The sequence below is a fragment of the Caulobacter sp. GW821-FHT09B08 genome, from assembly GCF_059418225.1.
This window is the reverse complement of record NZ_JBWKPL010000004.1, coordinates 277,581-291,749: the sequence shown is the minus strand read 5'-3', so window position 1 is coordinate 291,749 and position 14,169 is coordinate 277,581. Positions and strand designations below refer to the sequence as shown.

Sequence of the window (14,169 nt, the reverse complement as noted above, 5' to 3'; positions counted from 1 at the left end):
GTCAGGCCGGCACGTAGGTCAGCTGGAGCGTCTGCTCGCCGATGAGCCGGCTGCCCACGAAGCGGAGTGCGGGCCGGGAGTCGTTGAAGTAGGGCGCGCCGCCACCCACCACGACGGGGTGGAGATAGATGCGATAGGCGTCGATCAGGCCGAGCGCCGTCAGGCTGCGCGCCAGGTCGGGGCCGCCGACCTCGATCTCGCCGTCGACGCGGGCCTTCAGGGCGCGGACCTCGGCCTCCAGGTCGCTGCCCAGCAGGGTGGCGTTGGGGCCGACCGAGGTCAGGGTGCGCGAGACGACCCATTTGTGCTGGGCGCGCCAGGCCGTCGCGAAGGCGCGCTCCTCGTCGCCCCAACCCGGCTGCTCCTCGTCCCAGTACCGCATGATCTCGTAGAGCTTGCGGCCGTAGAGGCTGCCGGCCTGCTCGCGGGCCTGGTCGATGAAGTGGCGGAAGACGACGGGATCGGGCGCGAAGGCCGTGTGGTCGACATAGCCGTCCAACGACTGGTTCATTCCAAAGACGAGCTTCGCCATGCGCAGGGTCTCCGCTTGGGTTCGGGTCGGAGGTTGCGTGGAAACGGGGTGGGAGGCAAGCGGCGCTACGGCCGCCCGCGCCGACCGCCCTTCAGCTTCTCCAGCGCCCGGCGGGCGTGTTCGGCCTGGGCCGCTTGCGGCCGAATTGGGGGACACACACCCGCTTCGAGGTCTTCGACAGGTTCGGCGAGGTCTTGCCGCGCGTGTGCGTCCCCTTCGTCGTCCCCGGCCTTGGCCGGACGCGGCGGGGCGTGATCTGCGCCACCTTGCGGGCCATGGCGGCCAGTTCGCCGATGGCTTTCGCCCGGTCGCGGACCTGCTTGATCTCGGCGGGGTCGAGGCTGTGCTCCAGGATCGCCCAGAGCGCGTCGATGGCGGCCATGAGCTTGGCTTGCAGGGCCTGGCTCCAGCGGGAGGCAGGGGTGAGGGCGGGGAGGGCGAGGGCTTGGGTCATGCCGAGAGTGTGCGGCCGTCCCGGAGGGTGGGGATAAGAAACGCGCGTTTTCGTGTAGGGTTTTGGATTTGTTGGTGTCTGTCTCGGCGGGAGCGGGGATAGAGGCCGGGGACATGCACTTGTGCGTGTCCCCAGACGCTGGCGCCGAAGGGCTACGGTTGAACCGCCGTGGACGAGATTGGGGACACGCACAAGTGCATGTCCCCGGCTCGCGCCCCTGTGGATAACTTCCTAGCTCCAGCCGCCTCCCAGCGCCTTGTAGATGGCCACGACGTTGGTGTTCACGCCGGTCTCCGCGACCGTCAGCGAGTCCTCGGCCGCCAGCAGGGTGCGTTCGGCGTCCAGCAGCACCAGGAAGTCGATGCCGCCTTCCTTGTATTGGATCCGCGCCAGCTCGGCTGCGCGGCGCGAGGCGGCGGCCTGGCGGGTCAGGCTGACCAGCTGGGCCTGCTGCTGGCGATAGCCGACCAGGGCGTTCTCCAGGTCCTCCAGGGCGGCCAGCACGGTCTGGTCGTACTGGGCCAGGGCCGCGTCGTTGCGGGCCTCGGCGGCCTTCAGGCGCTGGTGCGCGCCGCCGAGATCCAGGGCCGGCCAGGAGACCGACGGGGCCACCGACCAGGCCTGGCTGGCGCTGTTGCCGAAGCCGCTGGCCGTGCCCGACAGGAAGCCGACGAAGCCGGTCACCCGCACGCGCGGGAAGAGGTCGGCCGTGGCCACCCCCACCTTGGCGGTCTGGGCGGCCAGGCGGCGCTCGGCGGCCTGGACGTCAGGGCGGCGGCGCAGCAGATCGGCCGCGTCGCCGATCGGCAGGGCGGCGATCAGCGGCGAAAGCTCGACGTCGCGGGCCGCCAGGGTCGCATCCAGCTGGCCGGGGCGCTGGCCCACCAGCACGCAGAGCCGGTAGTTGGCGCGCTTCTCGGTCGTGATCAGCGACGGGATCGCCGCCTCGGTGGCGTTGAGGCGGGCTTGAGCCGAGGCCACGTCGATGGGGCTGCCGGCCCCGGCGTCGTAGCGCACCTGGGTCAAGCGCAGGGTCTCGCGCTGGGTGGCGAGGTTGCGGTTGGCCACGGCCAGCCGCGCCTGGGCGCCGCGCAGTTCCAGGTAGTTGCGGGCCACCTCGGCGGCGATGGTCACCTGGGCGTCGCGCAGGTCGGCCTGGGCCGCCCCGGCCTCGGCCCGCGCCGACTCCACGCCCCGGCGGACGCGGCCGAAGAGGTCGATCTCCCAGCCGGCGTCGAAGCCGGCCTGGTAGGTCTCGCTCTCGACGCGTTGGCCGCCCGAGCCGGGCTGCTGCTGGTCGCTTTTGACGTACGAGCCGTCGGCGGTGACGCGGGGCAGCTGGTCCAGGCGCGCGTCCTTGAACAGGGCGCGGGCCTCGTCCACCCGGGCGACCGCGACCTTGAGATCGAGATTGCCCGAGAGGGCCTGGGTGACCAGGCCGTCCAGCACCGGGTCGTTGAACGCCTTCCACCACTGGGCCTCGGGGGCGGCGGTGGAGAAGGCGCCGGCCGGGGCGTTTTGCAGGACGACCGGGGCCTGGACGGGGGTCTTGTAGTCCGGGCCCACGGCGCAGGCCGAGAGCAGGAGCATCGAAGCGCCGATGGTCAGGGTGTGTTTCAAGGCAGTCATGGGGGACCTCGAAGGTCTCCCTTCCCCCTGGATGGGGGAAGGGTTGGGGATGGGGGTGAAGGCGTGTCCGGATGTGGCGAGGTCGGGGTGTCGTCCACCGCCGTGGTCACCCCCACCCCCGGCCCCTCCCCCATCGAGGGGGAGGGGGGAAGAAGCAGGCATCAGTGCGCCTCCACCGGGGTCTGAGCCGCCTTCAGCGCGGCTTTCTCGGCCGCCCGACGGGCGGTGTTGCGGCGGATCACGAAGTAGAAGATCGGGGTCAGGATCAGGCCGAAGACCGTCACCCCCAGCATGCCGGAGAACACCGCCACGCCCATGGCCCGGCGCATCTCCGCGCCGGCCCCGTGGGAGACGACCAGCGGCCACACGCCCATGATGAAGGCGATCGAGGTCATCAGGATTGGCCGCAGGCGCAGGCGGCAGGCTTCCAGCACCGCCTGAAGCGGGGTGTCGCCGTGCTCCTCGCGTTCCTTGGCGAACTCGACGATCAGGATGGCGTTCTTGCAGGCCAGGCCCACCAGCACGATCAGCCCGATCTGGGTGAAGATGTTGTTGTCGCCATGGGTCAGCAGCACGCCGGCCAGGGCCGACAGCAGGGTCATCGGCACAATCAGGATGACCACCAGCGGCAGGCTCCAGCTCTCGTACTGGGCCACCAGCACCAGGAAGGCCAGCAGCACGCAGAGCGGGAAGATGTAGATCGCCGTGTTGCCCGCCAGGATCTGCTGGTAGGTCAGCTCGGTCCACTCGTAGCCCATGCCGTTGGGCAGTTCCTTCTTGGCCAGGTCTTCCAGGGCCTTCTGCGCCTGGCCCGTCGAATAGCCGGGGGCCGGGCCGCCGTTGATCTCGGCCGTGAGCACGCCGTTGTAGTGGCTCTCGCGGTCGGGGCCGGTGGCCTCCTTGAAGCTGACGAAGGCGCCCAGCGGGATCATCTGGCCCGAGCCGTTGCGGGTCTGCAGGCGCAGCATCTGCTCGGGCTGAAGCCGGAATTTCTGGTCGGCCTGGACGTTGACCTCGTAGGTGCGGCCAAAGCGGTTGAAGTCGTTGACGTACAGCGAGCCCAGATAGACCTGCATGGTTTCGAAGAGGTCGGTCAGGCTGACGCCCGAGGCCCGGGCCTTCTCGCGATCGATGTTGGCCTCGATCTTCGGAACGCTGACCTGGTAGGTCGAGAACACGCCGGTCAGGGCGGGGTCCTTGCGGGCCTTGTCGATCAGGTTCTGGGTCTGCTTGTTCAGCTCGTCCGGGCCGAGACCGGCGCGGTCGACGATCTGCATGCGGAAGCCGCCGATCGTGCCCAGCCCCTGCACCGAAGGCGGCGGGAAGACCGCGATCTGGGCGTCGGGGATGGCGCCGAACTTGGCGTTCAGCTCGCCGACGATGGCGTTGGCCGACAGCTCGTGACCCTTGCGGTTCTTGAAGTCGTCCAGCGGGAAGAACACCGCGCCGGAGTTGGGGCTGTTGATGAAGCCGTTGGCCGACAGGCCGGGGAAGGCGACGGAATGCTTGATGCCAGGCACCTTCATGGCGATGTCGCCCATCTGGCGGATGACGGCCTCGGTACGGTCCAGCGAGGCGGCGTCGGGCAACTGCAAGACGGCGACCACATAGGCCTTGTCCTGCTGGGGCACGAAGCCGCCGGGGGTCTTCATGAAGGCGCCGATGGTCAGGGCCAGCAGCACGCCGTAGATGATCAGGCCCGCGGTCGAGCGGCCCAGGGTCTTGGCCACGCCGCCGACATAGCCGTTGGAGGCCTTGGCGAAGAAGCGGTTGAACGGGTTGAACAGCCACCCCAGGGCCGCGTCGATCATCTTCTGGAAGCGGTCCTTGGGCGCGTCGTGGCTCTTGAGGAGCACGGCGGCCAGGGCCGGCGACAGGGTCAGGGAGTTGAAGGCCGAGATCACCGTCGAGATGGCGATGGTCAGGGCAAACTGGCGGTAGAACTGGCCCGACAGGCCGCTGATGAAGGCGGTGGGGATGAACACCGCGCACAGCACCAGGGCCGTGGAGATGATCGGTCCGGTGACCTCGCTCATGGCCTTGCGGGTGGCCGCCGCCGGCTCCAGCCCGTCGGTGATGTTGCGCTCGACGTTCTCGACCACGACGATGGCGTCGTCGACCACGATGCCGATGGCCAGCACCAGGCCGAACAGCGTCAGGGCATTGAGGCCGAAGCCCAGCATCAGCAGCACCGCGAAGGTGCCGATCAGCGAGACGGGCACGGCGATCAGCGGGATGATCGAGGCGCGCCAGCCCTGCAGGAACAGCACCACCACCAGCACCACCAGGATGATGGCCTCGATCAGGGTGTGGATCACCGAATTGATCGATTCCTGCACGAAGGCGGTGGTGTCGTAGATGATCTCGTAGTCGACCCCTTCGGGGAACTCCTTCTTGAGCTCCTTCATGGTCTTCTTGATGTCGGCCGCCATCTGCAGGGCGTTGGAGCCCGGGCGCTGGAAGATCGGCATGGCCACGGCCGACTTGTTGTCGAGCAGCGAGCGCAGGGCGTAGTTGTTGGCGCCCATTTCCACGCGGGCCACGTCGCCCAGGTGGGTCAGCTCGCCGTTCTCGCCAGAGCGGATGATGACGTTTCGGAACTGCTCCTCGTCGGTCAGGCGGCCGGGAGCGTTGATCGACAGCTGGAAGTCGGCGCCGGTGTTGGTGGGCGGAGCGCCCAGCTGGCCGGCGGCGACCTGGACGTTCTGTTCGCGCAGGGCCTTGACCACATCGCCGGCGGTCATGTTCAGCGAGGCCAGCTTTTCAGGATCCAGCCACACGCGCATGGAGTAGGCGCCGGCCCCGAAGATCTGGACATCGCCCACGCCGTCGACGCGCTTCAGCCGATCCCGCACGTTCAGCTGGGCGTAGTTGCTGAGGTACAGCATGTCGTAGCGGTTGTTGGGCGAGATCATGTGCACGACCAGGGTCAGGTCGGGCGAGGCCTTGTCGGTGGTCACGCCGATGCGCTGCACCTCCTGGGGCAGTTTCGGCAGGGCCTGGGCGACGCGGTTCTGGACCTGCACCTGGGCCTTATCGAGATCGGTCCCGAGGGCGAAGGTGACGGTCAGGATCATCGCGCCGTCGGAAGCCGACTGCGACGACTGGTAGATCATGCCCTCGACGCCGTTGATCGCCTGCTCCAGCGGGGCGGCGACGGTCTGGCCGATGACGGCGGGGTTGGCCCCCGGATAGGCGGCGCGCACGACCACGGTCGGCGGCACCACCTCGGGATATTCCGAGATCGGCAGGCGCGGCAGGGCCACGAGCCCCGCGATGAAGATGACGATCGACAGCACGGCGGCGAAGCGCGGCCGGCTGACGAAGAACTTGGAGAAATTCATGGGGGGCGTCCGGGGAGGAGGCGTGAAGGGAGAGCCCCCTCCCCCTGGATGGGGGAGGGGCAGGGGTGGGGGTGACTGCGGCGGGGGAGGTTTCGCGGGCGGCGCCTTATCCTGACGCGCTTTCACCCCCATCCCCGGCCCTTCCCCCATCGAAGGGGGAAGGGAGAGGTGGGCTTAGTTCTGGCCGACGCTGTTGATCATCGCGACCCGCTGGGGACCGGTCTCGAACTGGGCCAGATCGGCCGACAGGTCGGTCTTGATCACCACCGGCTTGACCGTGTCGCCCGGCTTGACCTTCTGCAGGCCCGCCACGATCACCCGGTCGCCGGGCTTCAGACCCGAGCGGATGATGCGCAGGTTGCCGGCCAGCGGACCGATCTCGACGGGACGGTACTCGGCCTTGTTGTTGGCGTTCACTACCACCACGAAGCGCTTGCCCAGATCCGTCGCCACCGCGCGGTCCGGGGCCAGGGCCACGGTGGCCGAGGTGTCGCTGACCATGCGGATGCGGGCGAACAGGCCCGGGGTGAAGCGGCCGTCGGCGTTGGCGAAGATGGCCCGGCCGTTGATCGTGCCGCTCTTGGCGTCCAGGGCGTTGTCGATGAACTTCAGCTGGCCCTGGTGGGGATAACCGTCCTCGGTCATCAGCCCCATATAGACCGGGCTGGCCTTGCCGCGCTCGGCGGCGGCGTACTTCAGGAAGGTCTGCTCGTCGGCGTTGAACGTGGCGTAGATCGGGGCGTCGCTGACGACCGTCGTCAGCAGGTCGGACGGGGTGACCAGGTTGCCGCGGGTGATCACGGCTTTCGAGACCCGGCCGTCGATGGGCGAGACCACGCGGGTCCATTCCAGGTTCAGGCGGGCGGTCTGGTAGGCGGCGCTGGCGGCGGCGACATTGGCCTGAGCCGCTTTTTCTTCAGCGGAGAGCCGGTCGAATTCGCTCTGGGCCAGGGCGTTCTGCTCGATCAGCCGGCGGCCGCGCTCGCGGTTGACGACGGCCAGGTTCAGCTGGGCCTTGGCGCGCTCGACCTCGGCCTGGGCGCGGTTGGCTTCGGCCTGGTAGGGGCGGGCGTCGATCTGGAACAACACCTGGCCCTTGCGGACCCGGGCGCCTTCCTCGAAGCGGGCGCCGTCGATGTAGCCGCTGACGCGCGGGCGGATGTCGACGGTGTCGACGGCCTCGAGGCGACCGGTGAAGTCGTCCCACTGGCGCAGTTCCTTGAACGCGACGGGGGTGATGGTGACCTGGGCGGGGGGCGGGGCGGCTTCAGGCTTGGCCTGGGCCGAGCAGGCGGCCAGCACGGCCACGGCGGCCAGGCCGGCGAAGGAGGTGAGGGCGGGACGGAGGGACATGGTCGTACCTGTCGGACTTGAAAGCGAGGACGGGGGAAGCGGGGGGAGGAGACTTTGGTGCTTGTTCATTCCCAGACGGGACGCCGGGATTTGGTGCGGGCCTTGGGGGAGGAGGCCCAGTCCTGGCCGGGCGAGGCAGGCTCGCCCTGGCCGATCAGCTTGCGAAGGGAGCGGGCGGGACCGGCCGCGAAGTCGAGCCAAGCGGCTCGGCTGGGCGTGGCGGCGGCGTGCTGGCCTTGTGGGCTTGCGCTCGGGGGCATGGCTCGCGCTCCTTTCCGGGGCTAATGATCAAATGTCGCAGACGGTGTTGCTTGACGTGGGGGCCGTCTGTGACGATGTAGGTGATGTGACGATACCGTTCGGTATCGCCCACGCGATGAGAGATACTGACCGGTAACTCTCACGTCAAGGTGAGGTGCTGTGAAAATGGCTGAGAGAAATTCTGGCGGGGGCAAGGTGGACGAGTTGGAGGCGCCCGCGTGCGCACCCTTGTCCAAAAGACCGGCTCGCGACCGGATCTTCGAAACCGCGCGCGAGCTGTTCTATCAGCACGGCATCCGCGCGGTGGGCGTCGAGGCGATCGCCGCCGAGGCCGAAGCCACCAAGATGACGCTCTATCGGAACTTCCCGTCCAAGGACGAGCTGGTGGCCGAGGTGCTGCGCGAACAGGAACGCGACTACTGGATCTGGTGGGACGAGGTGGTGGGCTGCACCTGCGGCGACCCGCGCGCCCAGCTGGAGGCGATCTTCGACGCCCTGGAGACCAAGGCCCGCACCGCCGACGTCCACGGCTGCCCGCTGTCGAACGCCGCCATCGAGCTGCACGAGGCCGACCACCCGGCCCAGAAGGTCTCGGTGGCCTACAAGCAGCAACTCCACGCCCGCCTGGCGGACCTCTGCAAACGCGCCGGCGCGCCGGACGACGACCTGGCCGACAGCCTGCTGCTGCTGATGGAAGGCGCCTGCACGGCCCGGGTGACCCTGGGCGCCGAAGGGCCGGTGAAGGCCGTGGCGCGGGCGGGGCGGATGCTGATCCGTTCGCACCTGGGCAGCTAGCGAACGCCCTAGACGCCCCCTCCGTCATGTCGCGTATCCGCGCCATGCCACCTCCCCCGTTTCACGGGTGAGGAGAGGTTCAGCGCGAGTCCTCCTCACCCGCATAGCGGGGGAGGTGGCGCGTCGCGCAGCGACGTGACGGAGGGGGCGTCCAACGGCCTCAAAAGGCTAGACGCGCCGCGCGGACACCCATCCCCCGACGGGTCCGCGCGGCGCGCGCCGGCGACGGGCTCAAAGGGGAGGAATGGCCGTCGCTTCGGAAAATCTATCAAATCGATAGGAATTGAGTCCCGGCAGTTTTTCTGACCGCCTTTCCAGAACATCGAACGGTTCGAGAAACTAAAAACGGGGCCAGGAGTTCTGGCTCGCGTCAGTTGCGCCGGGGCCGTACCCATGTCGTCAAGTTGTGAAGTTGCGAGCCTATAAGATGTGTCGATGTCATCCCCTCGTAGGGCGAATGTCGATCTGACCTCGATCGTTTCGGGGTCGGTCGACGCCCCCTGAAACCCGCTCGTTCGCGGCTGAAGCCGCGCTCTCAAGTCCGATTTGCGTAAGGAGCTCGTCATGGCTCTGTTGATTTCCGTCGCCCCGGCCGAGCAAGGCTGGTCGGTCCGCTCCGAAGCCCTGGAAACCGAACTCACCTTCGAACGCGGCGGCCGCGCCGAAGCCGCCGCCCGCGATCTCGCCAACCGCGTCGCCGCCTCCGGCCGCGCCGCCGAGGTGCGGGTGTTCCTGCGCGACGGCGCGGAAGCCGGGCGCTTCCACCACCCGGCGCGGGCCTGGGCGAGCTAGTTCCTGCCGTAGGACGCCCCCTCCGTCACGATGCTGCGCATCGCGCCACCTCCCCCGTTTCACGGGTGAGGAGAGGTCCGGCGCGCTTCCTCCTCACCCGTGAAACGGGGGAGGTGGCATGGCGCGGATACGCGACATGACGGAGGGGGCGTCCTACAGCCACCCGTCCTTGTGGAACCGCGCGTACAGCACGCCGCACACCGCCGCGATGCCGATCATCACCGCTGGATAGCCCCACGTCCAGCCAAGCTCCGGCATGTGCTGGAAGTTCATGCCGTAGATCCCCGCCACCGCCGTCGGCACGGCCAGGATCGCGGCCCAGGCGGCCAGCTTGCGGGTGATGGCGCTCTGGCGCTGCTGTTCCAGCAGCGAGGCGGCCTCGAAGACCGAGGTGATCACCTCGCGCAGGGCGTCGACCATGCCCTCGACCTTCTGGGTGTGGTCCAGCACGTCGCGGAAATAGGGCCGCACGTCGTCGTCCAGGCACGGCGCGTCCAGGTGCTCCAACCGGCCGCAGACCTCGGCCATGGGGCTGAGCACCCGCTTGAAGCGGATCAGGTCGCGCCGCAGATGGAACAGGCGCTTGACCTCGGCGTGGCTGAGGAAGGTCTCCAGGGTGCGCTTTTCGATATCCAGCACCTCGTCCTCCAGGGCCTGGATGATCGGCAGGTAGCCGTCGACCACGAAGTCCAGCACGGCGTGCAGCACATAGTCCGAGCCCTTGGCCAGCAGGGCCGGCGAAGCCTCCAGCTGGGCGCGCAGCTCGGTGTGGGCCCGGGCCGAACCGTGGCGCACGGTGATCAGGTGACCCTGGCCGACGAAGATCGCCGTCTCGCCATAGCAGATCTGGGCGTCGACCAGCTGGGCCGTGCGCGCCACCACGAACAGCTCGCGGCCATAGACCTCGACCTTGGGCCGTTGGTGGGCGTTCAGGGCGTCCTCGACCGCCAGGGGATGCAGCTTGAAGCGGGTCTTGAGCCGGTCCATCTCGGCCGCGCTGGGCTCGTAAAGGCCGATCCACACGAACTCGCCTGCCCGCACCACCAGGGCGTCGGCCTCGTCCAGCGTCACCTCGCGGGTCCGCACGCCGTGCTTGTAGACATAGGCGGCGACGACGCTCATCGGGCGCGGTTCTCGGCGGACGATGTCTCATGCACCGGTGGTGCGACGGTCCGCGACCTCCTTAAATTGCATGTTGGAATTCGAAAGAACATCGTTACCCTGATGGAGCTTGAGCGTGGCGGTGGGGCCGCGCCAACAGACAATGCCGTGGACCGCCTTGTTGTTCATGACCGGGGCGTTCATGGCCGAGGGGGCTGTATGTCGGGTTTGGTCGGGTTGGGCAGGTCGTTGTGTCGCCTGGTCCTCATGTTGGCGGTGCTCGTTCCGCTGGCGGCCTGCGGCACCATGAAGAACGTGGTCGGTCCGGCTCCCGCCTTCGACATCGATACCGACATCAAGCAGTACAGCGCCAAGTACGGGGCCGCGACGTCCGTCGCGAACTACTATGACGACAAGGCCGACCCGCGCGACCGGCGCACCAAGCGCGACGAATTCGTCATCGGCCGCCTGACGCTCTACAATCTGCAATACATCAAGTTCATCCAGAGCTTCGCGATCAACAGGGCCCAGGCCCAGTCGGCGTTCGACATCACCAATCTGACGCTGGGCGTCGCCAACAGCCTGGTCGGCGGCGAGGCCGACCACGCGGCCCTGACCGCGGCCACCACCCTGCTGAACGGCTCGCGCCTGGCCATCGACAAGAACTTCTTCGCCGAGCAGACCGTGCCGGCCCTGGTCACCCAGATGAACGCCAGCCGCCAGGCCGCCCTGGTGCCGATCCTCAAGGGGCTGCAGGACGACGAGACGCAGTATCCTCTGGGCCAGGCTCTCGTCGATCTGCAGCAGTACTACGAAGCCGGCACGATCCAGGGCGCGTTGATGGAGGTGCAGGTCGCGGCGGGCGCCAAGAAAGCCGTGGCCGATCGGCAGATCGAGGCGCTTCGTTCGTCGCCGTTCGTGGAGGACGACTCGTCCAAGCGTCTGGCGGCCTGGATCTGGCCCACCGGCGTTTCCAAGGGGCCGGGAGGCAGTCTGCTCGACTCCGCCGGGCAGCCGGCGCAGCCCAACAAGGACCGGGTCGCGGCTTTGCGGACCTGGTTGAACGGCAACGGGTGGGACCCCGGTCTGGGAAGCTTTGTCTACACAGGCCCCTATGCCGACGCCCGCAAGGAGGCCGTGCAGGCGCTCTCCGTTCCCCCCGTTCCCAGCAATTAGGAGGCGACGATGCCGTGTGGCGTTTGGCAAGTGACCGAGGTTCCGGGCAACCGGGTCGATGGCGTGGTCGACACCTTTAAACTCGATGATCCGGTGAGCGTGACCAAGACCCAGCAGCCGAACGACAAGTGGACGGTCACGGCGACTTATAAACCCTGCGTTCCGCCCAAGCCCGCCAAGGTCGAAGTCTTCTCCGGATAAGTTACCGGTACCCGTTTGCTTCCGGCGGAGGATCGTGCATCGTCCCCCGCACGCCGCGTCAGTTGGCGAAACAGGGGGTGATATGAGCGACACCGGCAAACCGGCGAGCGGAAGCGTCAAGGGCGCCAAGGGCGGCCAAGCTGTGGGGCGCAAGGACGCCCTGGTCATCGGGGCCGCTTCGGTCGGCACCGTGTTCGAGTGGTACGACTTCTACCTGTACGGCTCGCTGGCGACCTACATCACCAAGCACTTCTTCTCCGGCGTTAACGAGACCACCGGCTACATCTTCGCCCTGCTGGCCTTCGCCGCCGGCTTCGCGGTGCGGCCGTTCGGGGCGCTGGTGTTCGGACGGCTGGGCGACCTGTGGGGGCGCAAGAACACCTTCCTCGTCACCATGCTGCTGATGGGCCTGTCGACCTTCGTGGTCGGCCTGCTGCCCAGCTACGCCCAGATCGGGGTGCTCGCGCCGGCGCTGCTGGTGGTCATGCGCCTGGTCCAGGGCCTGGCCCTGGGCGGCGAATATGGCGGGGCGGCGACCTATGTCGCCGAGCACGCCCCGCCCGGACGGCGCGGCTTCTACACCAGCTTCATCCAGGTGACGGCCACCTTCGGTCTGTTCCTCAGCCTGGTGGTGATCCTGCTGACCCGCAACGTCACCGGCGAGGACGCCTTCGAGGCCTTCGGCTGGCGCATCCCGTTCCTGATTTCGGTGCTGCTGCTGGGCGTGTCGCTGTGGATCCGCCTGCAGCTGTCGGAGAGCCCGTCGTTCCAGAAGATGGTCGACGAGGGCAAGGGCAGCAAGAAGCCCCTGGCCGACTCGTTCGCCAAGTGGGGCAACCTGAAGATCGTCATTCTTGCCTTGGTAGGTCTGACCGCCGGCCAGGCGGTGGTCTGGTACACCGGCCAGTTCTACGCCCTGTTCTTCCTGGAGAAGATGCTGAAGGTCGATCTGGCCACGACCAACACCCTGGTGGCCATCGCCCTGCTGATCGGCACGCCGTTCTTCGTCTTCTTCGGCTGGCTGTCGGACAAGGTGGGGCGCAAGCCGATCATCATGCTGGGCTGCATCCTGGCGGCCCTGACCTATTTCCCGCTGTTCAAGACCCTGACCACGGCGGCCAATCCGCGCCTGGCCGCGGCCGTGGCCAGCGCCCCGGTCACCGTCGTGGCCGACCCGGCCGACTGCTCGTTCCAGTTCGACCCCGTCGGCAAGACGGTGTTCAACCGCTCGTGCGACCTGGCCAAGTCGTACCTGGCCAAGGCCGGCGTCACCTATACGAACCAGACCGCCCCGGCAGGGAGCGTCGCCCAGGTGAAGATCGGCGGCGCGACCCTGGACTCCTTCCACGGCGAGGCCCTCGACAAGGCCGACTTCAAGGCGCGCAAGACGGCCTGGGAAAAGGAGCTGGGCGCGGCCCTGAAGTCGGCGGGCTATCCGGCCAAGGCCGACCCCGCTCTGGTCAACAAGCCGCTGGTGGTGGGCGTGCTGGCGATCCTGGTGATCTACGTCACCATGGTCTACGGCCCGATCGCCGCCATGCTGGTCGAGCTGTTCCCGACCAATATCCGCTACACCTCGATGAGCCTGCCCTACCACATCGGCAACGGCTGGTTCGGCGGCTTTCTGCCGACCACGGCCTTCGCCATGGTCGCGGCCACGGGCAATATCTATTACGGCCTGTGGTACCCGATCGTGGTGGCGGCGATCACGGCCGTGGTCGGGATCCTGTTCCTGAAGGAAACCAAGGACGTCGACATCGAGGCGTGAGGCTCGGCGTCACGTCCCGCCCAGCAGGCCGTCGATCCGGGCGGCCTGGGCGGTTTCGCGGCGGGCGTCCAGATAGGCCGTCACCCGGTCCAGCATCTGCTCGGCCTGGCTCAGCCCGCCCAGGGCCCAGTCGATCTCGCTGACCGTGCGGTGGTCGCCATGCAGCCGCTCGCGCGAGGCGGTCAGGGCCTTGGCGGCCACCGCGTGCAGGGCGGTCATGTCGCGGCAGGCTTCGGCGGCCATCCAGCCGACGGCTGCCATCCGCCGCGCCCGGCGCAGCGCCGCCTCGGCGTCGCGCTGACGGGTCTCGGCTTCGGCCAGCACCGCCTGGGCCCGGGTCAGCTGGCGCGCCCCGCTCTCGGCGATTTGGCGCCTTTGCCGACGCTCGCCGTCGCAGGCGGCCTTCATGTCGCGCAGGGCCTGCGCCCAGTGATCTTGCGCCTCGCCTTCGCGCGGAGTGTCCAAGAGACCCCGCTTTCCGAAGATCGTCATCCCTTTCCAATTTCGCCGAACCATAGAGTCCTCCATGACCCCAATTCGACCTCATAGTTCTATGGGATGTTGTTGGTTGCTATGCGGCGAGTGCCAATCAATGTGAGTTAATTCGAGATTTTGTGTATTAATAGATAATACGAAATTAACTACACCTGAAACTGATGAAACAAGCTGTGCTGTGGAAAATTTTATAAATTTCTCTGCTGTTTCGATGCTTTCTAGTGGTTTCACCTTACTTACATCGCGAATCGTCCGTGCCATCTTCGAG

At 67.6% G+C, this 14,169-nt stretch carries 13 protein-coding genes and 1 pseudogene; 5 read left to right on the top strand and 9 right to left on the bottom strand.

What is annotated here, in order from left to right:
* Position 1 precedes the first annotated feature (1 nt).
* The 6 genes from AC07OA_RS14755 to AC07OA_RS14730 all read right to left on the bottom strand — a co-directional run bounded on the left by AC07OA_RS14755 (position 2) and on the right by AC07OA_RS14730 (position 7,572).
* Positions 2-532 carry a dihydrofolate reductase family protein gene (locus tag AC07OA_RS14755; protein WP_494664563.1) on the bottom strand — a complete coding sequence of 177 codons (531 nt, stop codon included), beginning with the start codon at positions 530-532 and terminating at the stop codon, positions 2-4.
* Between the two features lie 91 nt (positions 533-623).
* Entirely contained in the window at positions 624-986 is a 363-nt protein-coding gene (locus AC07OA_RS14750) for a hypothetical protein (RefSeq protein ID WP_494664562.1), read from the bottom strand.
* 231 nt (positions 987-1,217) lie between these two features.
* Positions 1,218-2,615 (bottom strand): efflux transporter outer membrane subunit, encoded by a 1,398-nt coding sequence (locus AC07OA_RS14745; protein ID WP_494664561.1) that lies wholly within the window; start codon positions 2,613-2,615, stop codon positions 1,218-1,220.
* A gap of 161 nt (positions 2,616-2,776) precedes the next feature.
* Positions 2,777-5,959 carry an efflux RND transporter permease subunit gene (locus AC07OA_RS14740; RefSeq protein ID WP_494664560.1) on the bottom strand — a complete coding sequence of 1,061 codons (3,183 nt, stop codon included), beginning with the start codon at positions 5,957-5,959 and terminating at the stop codon, positions 2,777-2,779.
* Positions 5,960-6,133: 174 nt separating this feature from the next.
* Positions 6,134-7,312 (bottom strand): efflux RND transporter periplasmic adaptor subunit, encoded by a 1,179-nt coding sequence (locus tag AC07OA_RS14735; protein WP_494664559.1) that lies wholly within the window; start codon positions 7,310-7,312, stop codon positions 6,134-6,136.
* Positions 7,313-7,377: 65 nt separating this feature from the next.
* A complete protein-coding gene (locus AC07OA_RS14730; protein WP_494664558.1) occupies positions 7,378-7,572 on the bottom strand; it encodes a hypothetical protein in 195 nt (64 codons plus the stop codon).
* Positions 7,573-7,738: 166 nt separating this feature from the next.
* Between AC07OA_RS14730 and AC07OA_RS14725 the strand changes: the two genes are divergently transcribed.
* Complete coding sequence (locus AC07OA_RS14725) at positions 7,739-8,368, top strand: TetR/AcrR family transcriptional regulator (RefSeq protein ID WP_494664557.1); 630 nt, start codon at positions 7,739-7,741, stop codon at positions 8,366-8,368.
* A gap of 564 nt (positions 8,369-8,932) precedes the next feature.
* Positions 8,933-9,160, top strand: a complete 228-nt coding sequence (locus AC07OA_RS14720) for a hypothetical protein (RefSeq protein ID WP_494664556.1) — start codon at positions 8,933-8,935, stop codon at positions 9,158-9,160.
* A 15-nt stretch (positions 9,161-9,175) separates the two neighbouring features.
* On the opposite strand, the pseudogene AC07OA_RS14715 reads toward AC07OA_RS14720, so the two are convergent.
* A pseudogene (locus tag AC07OA_RS14715) lies at positions 9,176-9,310 on the bottom strand (hypothetical protein); the annotation flags it as partial.
* 3 nt (positions 9,311-9,313) lie between these two features.
* Positions 9,314-10,282: a magnesium/cobalt transporter CorA gene (gene corA, locus AC07OA_RS14710; protein WP_494664555.1), complete on the bottom strand. Its 969-nt coding sequence runs from the start codon at positions 10,280-10,282 to the stop codon at positions 9,314-9,316.
* Between the two features lie 246 nt (positions 10,283-10,528).
* Between corA and AC07OA_RS14705 the strand changes: the two genes are divergently transcribed.
* The 3 genes from AC07OA_RS14705 (at position 10,529) to AC07OA_RS14695 (ending at position 13,406) form a co-directional block, all read left to right on the top strand.
* On the top strand, positions 10,529-11,437 hold the full coding sequence (locus tag AC07OA_RS14705) for a hypothetical protein (RefSeq protein ID WP_494664554.1): 909 nt from the start codon (positions 10,529-10,531) through the stop codon (positions 11,435-11,437).
* A 9-nt stretch (positions 11,438-11,446) separates the two neighbouring features.
* On the top strand, positions 11,447-11,638 hold the full coding sequence (locus AC07OA_RS14700) for a hypothetical protein (protein WP_494664553.1): 192 nt from the start codon (positions 11,447-11,449) through the stop codon (positions 11,636-11,638).
* 82 nt (positions 11,639-11,720) lie between these two features.
* On the top strand, positions 11,721-13,406 hold the full coding sequence (locus tag AC07OA_RS14695; protein WP_494664552.1) for an MFS transporter: 1,686 nt from the start codon (positions 11,721-11,723) through the stop codon (positions 13,404-13,406).
* A 9-nt stretch (positions 13,407-13,415) separates the two neighbouring features.
* Here the strand turns inward: AC07OA_RS14695 and AC07OA_RS14690 are convergent, their stop codons facing one another.
* Positions 13,416-13,898, bottom strand: coding sequence for a hypothetical protein (locus AC07OA_RS14690; protein WP_494664551.1), 483 nt, complete (start codon positions 13,896-13,898; stop codon positions 13,416-13,418).
* Positions 13,899-14,169: the final 271 nt, after the last annotated feature.

What these genes read in the sequence shown, in the direction of transcription:
- AC07OA_RS14755 (WP_494664563.1), bottom strand. Translation starts at nt 532, where the DNA reads ATGGCGAAGCTCGTCTTTGGAATGAACCAGTCGTTGGACGGCTATGTC.
- AC07OA_RS14750 (WP_494664562.1), bottom strand. Translation starts at nt 986, where the DNA reads ATGACCCAAGCCCTCGCCCTCCCCGCCCTCACCCCTGCCTCCCGCTGG.
- AC07OA_RS14745 (WP_494664561.1), bottom strand. Translation starts at nt 2,615, where the DNA reads ATGACTGCCTTGAAACACACCCTGACCATCGGCGCTTCGATGCTCCTG.
- AC07OA_RS14740 (WP_494664560.1), bottom strand. Translation starts at nt 5,959, where the DNA reads ATGAATTTCTCCAAGTTCTTCGTCAGCCGGCCGCGCTTCGCCGCCGTG.
- AC07OA_RS14735 (WP_494664559.1), bottom strand. Translation starts at nt 7,312, where the DNA reads ATGTCCCTCCGTCCCGCCCTCACCTCCTTCGCCGGCCTGGCCGCCGTG.
- AC07OA_RS14730 (WP_494664558.1), bottom strand. Translation starts at nt 7,572, where the DNA reads ATGCCCCCGAGCGCAAGCCCACAAGGCCAGCACGCCGCCGCCACGCCC.
- AC07OA_RS14725 (WP_494664557.1), top strand. Translation starts at nt 7,739, where the DNA reads ATGGCTGAGAGAAATTCTGGCGGGGGCAAGGTGGACGAGTTGGAGGCG.
- AC07OA_RS14720 (WP_494664556.1), top strand. Translation starts at nt 8,933, where the DNA reads ATGGCTCTGTTGATTTCCGTCGCCCCGGCCGAGCAAGGCTGGTCGGTC.
- corA (WP_494664555.1), bottom strand. Translation starts at nt 10,282, where the DNA reads ATGAGCGTCGTCGCCGCCTATGTCTACAAGCACGGCGTGCGGACCCGC.
- AC07OA_RS14705 (WP_494664554.1), top strand. Translation starts at nt 10,529, where the DNA reads ATGTTGGCGGTGCTCGTTCCGCTGGCGGCCTGCGGCACCATGAAGAAC.
- AC07OA_RS14700 (WP_494664553.1), top strand. Translation starts at nt 11,447, where the DNA reads ATGCCGTGTGGCGTTTGGCAAGTGACCGAGGTTCCGGGCAACCGGGTC.
- AC07OA_RS14695 (WP_494664552.1), top strand. Translation starts at nt 11,721, where the DNA reads ATGAGCGACACCGGCAAACCGGCGAGCGGAAGCGTCAAGGGCGCCAAG.
- AC07OA_RS14690 (WP_494664551.1), bottom strand. Translation starts at nt 13,898, where the DNA reads ATGACGATCTTCGGAAAGCGGGGTCTCTTGGACACTCCGCGCGAAGGC.